The organism is Streptomyces sp. NPDC005728 (assembly GCF_040630895.1).
Taxonomy (GTDB): Bacteria; Actinomycetota; Actinomycetes; order Streptomycetales; family Streptomycetaceae; genus Streptomyces.
On record NZ_JBEXYL010000095.1, the window covers coordinates 22413 to 29175 of the forward strand.

At 70.6% G+C, this 6763-nt stretch carries 4 protein-coding genes and 2 pseudogenes; 3 read left to right on the forward strand and 3 right to left on the reverse strand.

What is annotated here, in order from left to right; genetic code table 11:
• Nucleotides 1-59 precede the first annotated feature (59 nt).
• The 3 genes from ABZ471_RS38695 to ABZ471_RS38705 all read left to right on the forward strand — a co-directional run bounded on the left by ABZ471_RS38695 (nucleotide 60) and on the right by ABZ471_RS38705 (nucleotide 5689).
• Nucleotides 60-1232 (forward strand): erythromycin esterase family protein, encoded by a 1173-nt coding sequence (locus ABZ471_RS38695; RefSeq protein WP_359073343.1) that lies wholly within the window; start codon nucleotides 60-62, stop codon nucleotides 1230-1232.
• A gap of 156 nt (nucleotides 1233-1388) precedes the next feature.
• A complete protein-coding gene (locus tag ABZ471_RS38700) occupies nucleotides 1389-3725 on the forward strand; it encodes a Tat pathway signal sequence domain protein (protein WP_359073353.1) in 2337 nt (778 codons plus the stop codon).
• Nucleotides 3726-3766: 41 nt separating this feature from the next.
• Nucleotides 3767-5689, forward strand: a complete 1923-nt coding sequence (locus ABZ471_RS38705) for a glycoside hydrolase family 97 catalytic domain-containing protein (RefSeq protein WP_359073345.1) — start codon at nucleotides 3767-3769, stop codon at nucleotides 5687-5689.
• Nucleotides 5690-5838: 149 nt separating this feature from the next.
• Here ABZ471_RS38705 and ABZ471_RS38710 read toward each other — a convergent pair.
• From ABZ471_RS38710 to ABZ471_RS38720, 3 genes and pseudogenes are all read right to left on the reverse strand, one after another.
• Nucleotides 5839-6099, reverse strand: a pseudogene (locus ABZ471_RS38710) (transposase); the annotation flags it as partial.
• Nucleotides 6100-6264: 165 nt separating this feature from the next.
• Complete coding sequence (locus ABZ471_RS38715; RefSeq protein WP_359073347.1) at nucleotides 6265-6582, reverse strand: transcriptional regulator; 318 nt, start codon at nucleotides 6580-6582, stop codon at nucleotides 6265-6267.
• A pseudogene (locus ABZ471_RS38720) lies at nucleotides 6579-6763 on the reverse strand (hypothetical protein); the annotation flags it as partial. The pseudogene ABZ471_RS38720 and the gene ABZ471_RS38715, both read right to left, overlap by 4 nt.

Here is a 6763-nt window from a genome sequence, read left to right on the forward strand (position 1 = left end):
ATGTGCGCTCAGATCCCTCAAAAGTCTCAACCGGTCTGTCAAGGATACGATTGAGGGACATGAGCCAGGAAATTCGGGACTTCACCCCCGCCTCATGTGAACTGCTGGCGCTCGGTGAACCGACGCACCAGGTACCGGCCTTCGCCCATGTCCGGAACGAGCTGTTCGTCCAGCTGGTCGGCCGCGGATTTCGGTCGATCGCCCTCGAGACCGATCGCGTGGCCGCGCTCGGCGTGAACGACTTCGTCCAGGAGGGAGTCGGAAGCCTCGATGGGGTGATGAGCGAGGGCTTCTCCCACGGCTTCGGGAACCTGGACGCCAACCGGCAACTGGTCGCCTGGATGCGCGAGTACAACGCAGGCCGCCCCACGGAGGAACGACTGGCCTTCCACGGGTTCGACGCTCCGACGGAGAACACCAGCGCACCCAGCCCACGCCGCTCTCTCGAACACGCCCGCGACTATCTACGACTCGCCGTCGACGTCGGCCTAGCCCCCGCCCCCGACCTCGCGAGTCTCCTCGGCGATGACGAACGCTGGAGTCGCACGGAGGCGGTCATGGACCCGGCCATGTCGATCGGCGCCACGACCGAGGCCGAGAAGCTGCGCGTGATCGCCGACGACATGGTCAACTCGCTCTACGCACGCGCACCGGAACTGATCGCGGCGACCTCTCGCGCCGAGTGGCTGCGGGCCAGGACACACCTCACCGCCGGTCTCGGCCTGCTGCGGTATCACCAGCAGGCAGCACAGCGCCTGGAGACGAGTGCACGGATGTACCTCCTGCTGGCCACCCGGGACTCACTCATGGCCCAGAACCTCCTCGACGTCCGAAGCATCGAGGCGCGACGGGGCCCGACGCTGGTCTTCGCCCACAACCTCCACCTGCAACGGAACCCGAGCACCTGGCACCTCGCGGACAAGGCCGTCACCTGGTGCGGCGCCGGCTCCATCGTGGAGTCCCTGCTCGGCGAGCAGTACTCCTTCGTCGCCGGCAGCCTGGGCCGCAGCGAGGCTCTCGGGCTGCGGGATCCCGAGCCGGACACCTACGAGGGCCGCCTCCAGAGCCGTATCACCACCTGGGGCCTGACAGCGGGCAGCGCGGTCCCGGCCGCCCGCACACGGACCGACACCACCCCGCAGCAGGGGTACTTCCCGCTGGACGGGCCGACCCTCGACACGACTGACGCGGTCCTGCACATCAGCGACGGTGCGACTGCCGTCACGCGCTGACGGAGCGGACTCCGCCCACCGCCACACTCCAGCCCAATACATCGGAGGAGTCAAGAGGTTCTGTAGCCGCCGGAGTCGTTGACAGGGGCACGAAGCCTGCCTAGGTTCGCCGATACACCCGATGAATCGACGATCCGTCAGCTCTGGAGGACGATGATGACCTCGCAGCCGGGGAAGCGCTCACCGGTGCCCCGCAGGGCCGTGCTCGGCACTGCGCTGGGCGGAGCGGCAGCGGCGGCCCTGCCCGGGACGGCCCACGCCGGACAGCCCGCCCAGGAGGCGGGGTCCGGCGGCGGTCGTCCGGTGTCCGGGGTCGCCCGACGCCCTTGGAGACTCCGCGACACCATGACCACCGACGGTGCCTGGCACGGGTTCCTGCGCGGCCAGGACCTGCTGTGGTCCAGGCTGCCCGCCCTCTGGTACGAGGGCCCGTTCCTCGGCGACGGGCTGCTCGGCAGCATGATCTACCAGGAGCCGGGCACCAACCAGGTCCGCTTCACCGTGCAGCACGGCCGCGTCCAGGACCACCGGCCCGAGTTCGGCAGCGGCTGGGGAACCTGCCGCCTGCCGGTCGGGCACCTCACCCTCGAACCGGTCGGCACCATCACCGCCGTCGACTGGCGGCTGAGCCTGTGGAACGCCGAGCTCACCGGCACCATCACCACCACCGCGGGCACCCTCACTCTCTCCGCCCTCATCCACGACGAGGTCCTCGCCGCCCGCGTGAAGGCCGGCGGCGGCGAACGGGTCACCTGGACGTTTCACCCCGAGGAGGCCGTCAGTCCGCGGCGCATCAGCGAGGCCCCGCCGACCGGATACACCGCCAACCCGCCCTGGACCACGCGGACCGCCTCCGACGGCACCGAGCAGGTGCTCCAGCCCCTCACCGGCGGCGGCCAGACCGCCACCGCGTACCGCCGCACCGGAGACGACCTGCTGCTCAGCGTCGGGCACAGCGCGCCGTCCGACACCGCGGCCGAGGCCGCCTCGCTGCGCAACCTCCGGCACGCCCCTTCGTACAGCGTCCTGCGACGACGGCACATCCGCTGGTGGCACGGGTTCTACCGGAAGAGCTTCGTCTCCTTCCCCGACCAGCGCTTGCAGAGTTTCCACTGGATCCAGCTCTACAAGGTCGCCTCCGCCAGCCGCGCGGGCGCCCCCGTCATGGCCACCTCCGGGCCGTGGCTGGAGCCCACGCCCTGGCCCGCGGTCTGGTGGAACCTCAACGTCCAGCTGGAGTACTGGCTCATCCATGGCTTCAACCACCCGGAACTCGATGCGCTCGCCACCACCCTGCGGCAGAACCAGGAGCAGCTCGTCGCCAACGTCCCCGCCGCCTACCGCGCGGACAGCTCCGGCATCGGCCGCAGCTCCGACATGTTCGCCAACCGGGAGGTGGGCCGGCCCGGCACCGGCGCCGAGACCGGCGACCTCACCTGGGCGCTGCACAACGTCTGGCTGTCCTACCGGCACTCCATGGACAAGGCGCTGCTGCGCGACACGATCTACCCGGTGCTGCGCCGGGCGATCAACTACTACCTGCACTTCCTCACTCCGGGCAGCGACGGCAGGCTCCATCTGCCGAGCACGCTCTCGCCGGAGTACCCCGTCGTGCCGCCGCAGGACACCAACTACGACCTGGCGCTGATCCGCTGGGGCTGCCAGACGCTCATCGAGTCCGCCGAACTCCTGGGCATCGACGACGAGTTGACCCCTCGCTGGCAGGAGGTGCTGGCCCGGCTCACGCCGTACCCGGTCGACGACAACGGCTTCATGATCGGCGCCGACACCCCGTACGCGCAGTCCCACCGGCACTACTCCCACCTGCTGATGGTGTACCCGCTGTACCTCGTCAACTGGGACCAGCCAGGCAGCCGCGACCTGATCGCGAAGTCCGTGGCGCACTGGCATGCGCTGACCGGCGCCCACCGGGGCTACAGCTACACCGGGGCCGCCTCGATGTACGCGATGACCGGTGACGGTGACACCGCGATCACCTACCTGCGCAAGTTCTTCGACCCCACGACCCGCTTCCCCTGCCGTGCCAACACGCACTACACCGAGGCCGGCCCGGTCATCGAGACGCCGTTGTCCGCCTCACAGTCCCTGCACGACATGTTCTGCCAGAGCTGGGGCGGCGTGCTCCGCGTCTTCCCGGCCGTGCCGTCCGCCTGGGCGGACGTCACGCTGCACGACTTCCGCACCCAGGGCGCCTTCCTGGTCAGCGCCGTGCGCCAGGCGGGGGCGACCCGCTTCATCCGGATCAAGAGCCTGGCGGGCGAGCCGCTCAAGCTCCGCCACGGCCTCACCGGGGCCCTCACCGTCCTGCTGGACGACGGCACTCCGGCCCGCACCCAGGACCTCGGCGACGGCATCCTCGCGATCGACCTGCCCAAGGGCCGCGAAGTACTGGTCCATTCCGGCTCGCGGCCGGACCTCGTCATCGCGCCCGTCACCCTCAGCGAGCCGGGCCCGGCCTGGGGCCTGCCGTAGCGACCACGCACCGTCCCACCTCACCCACAGGGAGGGTTCTCATGGCGGTTCCGATCAGGACCGCGGTCGCCGCGCTCTGCACCGGGCTGGCGGCCGCGCTCCTCGCGACCGCGCCCGCGCGGGCCGAGCAGGACACCGGCTCCACCGGGCACGTCTGGGCCGTGTCCGCCCCTTCTCACACCGCCGCAGCGGCGACCCGTGCACCCCGTGCACGGGTGGCCCTGGACGACACGACCGGCACGCTGAGTCTGTCGGTGTCCCGTGGCGGCCGGACGGTCATCGAGCCGTCCCCCGTCGGCATCATCACCGAACAGGCCGACTTCTCCCATGACTTGAGTTTCCTGCACCGCAAGGACCGGCTGCTCGACGAGCAATACCGGACGAGGTCCGGCAAACGGCTGACGCGCCGGGTCCACATGAACGAGTCGCGCCTGTCGTTCGCCACCCCCGCAGGCGCCCGGCTCGACCTCGTCGTCCGTGCATCCGCCGACGGCGTCGCCTACCGGTACGTCCTCCCCGCCGGGTACGGCGACGTGCTCGGCGAGACCTCCGCGTTCCGCCTTCCACCGGACGCCGGCGCGTGGCTCAGCACCTACCGGGTCGACAACGAGGGCCAGTTCAACCAGTACACGGCAGCGACCGCCCCCACCGGCGAGTACGCGGACCAGGCGCTGTTCGCGACCGACGGCGGTTACGCCCTGCTCGCCGAGTCCGACCTCACCGGCAGATACTCCGGCGCCCGGCTCGCCCACGATCAGGGCGGCAGCACTTACCGGATCAAGCTCGCCGACGACCGAGTACAGACCAACGGCCCCCTCACCACCCCTTGGCGGGCGATGGTCACCGGCGACCTCGCCACTGTCGCCCGCTCCACCTTCACCGACGACCTCTCCCCCGCCTCCAGGGTCGCCGACCCCTCGTGGATCCGGCCCGGCACCGTGCTGTGGACCTGGCTCGCCGGCGGCCGCACGGCCGGCCAGAGCCTCGCGGCGCAGAAGGCGTACGTCGACTACGCCGCCGAGCGGCACTGGCCCTACGAGGCCGTCGACGCGGGCTGGTACTTCAAGACGGACGCATGGGACACCACCGACCCGAACTGGCAGACGAACAGCTGGATGCCCCAACTCGTCGACCATGCGCGCGCCAAGGGGGTCGGGATCATCGTCTGGATCCACCAGCGCGACCTCGACACACCCGAGGAACGCGCCCAGTGGCTGCCCACCCTGGAGCGGTGGGGCGTCAAGGGCGTCAAGATCGACTTCATGAACTCCGAGGCGCAGTCCATGCTCCAGTGGTACGACGCCATCCTCCGGGAGACGGCCACCCATCACCTCATGATCGACTTCCACGGCTCCACCGTCCCCAAGGGCATCCAGCGCACCTGGCCGCAGGTCATGACCCTGGAGGGCGTCGGAGGCGAGGAGAAGCGCACCAACACCGCCGCCCACCTCACCACGCTGCCGTTCACCCGCAACGTCATCGGCTCCATGGACTTCACCCCCGGCGGCTTCCAGCGCGTCGGCATGCGCCCCGACTCCGACGCGGCCGAGGTCGGGCTCACGGTCGCCTACGAGTCGGGCCTGCAGATGCTCGCCGGCACCCCCGAGTCCTACGACGCCCGGCCACTGGCCCGGGACTTCCTCGATCAGATCCCCGCCGCCTGGAACGACACCCGCCTGCTCGCCGGACACCCCGGCCAGGAGGCCGTGTTCGCCCGCCGCAGCGGCGACCGCTGGTTCCTGGGCGGGGTGTACGCCGGCCCCGCCCGCACAGCCGAGGTACCGCTGTCCATCGGGGCCGGACGCTGGCTGGTCGAGACGATCCGAGACGGCACCGACGGACTCGTACCGGACCGGCAGGTGCTACGCGGCGGCGACACCCTGGGCATCGACGTCGTCCCCAACGGCGGCTTCGCCGGGATCGCCTGCCCGTGGCATACGGGCATCACGACCTGCTACCGCTGACCCGGCGTCCGGCCGACACCGGCGCCGCCGCGCTGATGCCCGAAATCGAACGGGCCTGAGCCGGGGGGCTTCAGTCACTGCCTTCCCGCTCGGGCCAGGCAGTGACACAGGGAACGGCGGCTGCGCAAGCGGCTGGCGACGGTGAGGCAGAGGTGCCGAAACCTCCGGCGGACTCGCGCGGGGGTGAGCCGACCGGGCTCAGCGGGCCGCTCCCACGGGCGGCGGAGGTCGGCGGCAGCTCGGCGGAGGAGCCGGAGTCGGGTGTGGGCGACGATGACGAGCCACGTCCAGCGGTCGCCTGCCTCAGGGGTCCGGAGCTTTGGGCGAGTCCGGCCAAGGGTCTGTTTGATCGTGCGGAACGTGTGCTCCAGACCGAATCTCCGCAGGAACGCCTGCCAACGCACGTCGACGCCCTCGCCGCGCAGGCCGGTGGCGTCATGCCGACGTCGCCGGCCCCGGGCTGGAGCACATCGGAACCCCGGGCGGCGGGCGCCCTTTGGGTCCCACTCGCGCGGATCCAAGAGGCTTGGACGTCCGGGTGAGGCCGCTCCACCACGGCGCCATCGCCGGCAACGCTACGGCCCGACGATCGCGCGGAGGGCGGCCAGATGCGCCTGGTAGGCCTGTCGCCCGTCGTGGGTCAGACACAGCCATACGCGCTGACGGGTGTCGCGCACGGCCTTGCGCTGCTCGACGTATCCGGCCTCCATCAGCACCGTGACGTGCTTGCTCAGCACCGACGCGGAGACGTCGAGCTGCTTTTGCACCACTGCGAACTCGGCCTCGTCGGCGGTGTCGAGCAGAGCACAGATGCGCAGCCGGTTCGGGGCGTGGATGGTGGCGTCGAAGCCGTCCATCGGATCGCTTGCGCTGCCACGCGTGCCGGGGTTCATGAGGTCTGACGGTGCAGGCGGACGAAGACGAGGTGGAAGGCGACGGACACCGCAGCGCCGATACCGGAGGCGGTGAACAGCCAGATGGACTGTCCGGTGCCGCGGAAGGCCACCACCGACCCGGCCAGCAGCGCCGGAAGCCCGATCATCAGCGGCAGAGTCGCCCCCTTGGGCAACACGT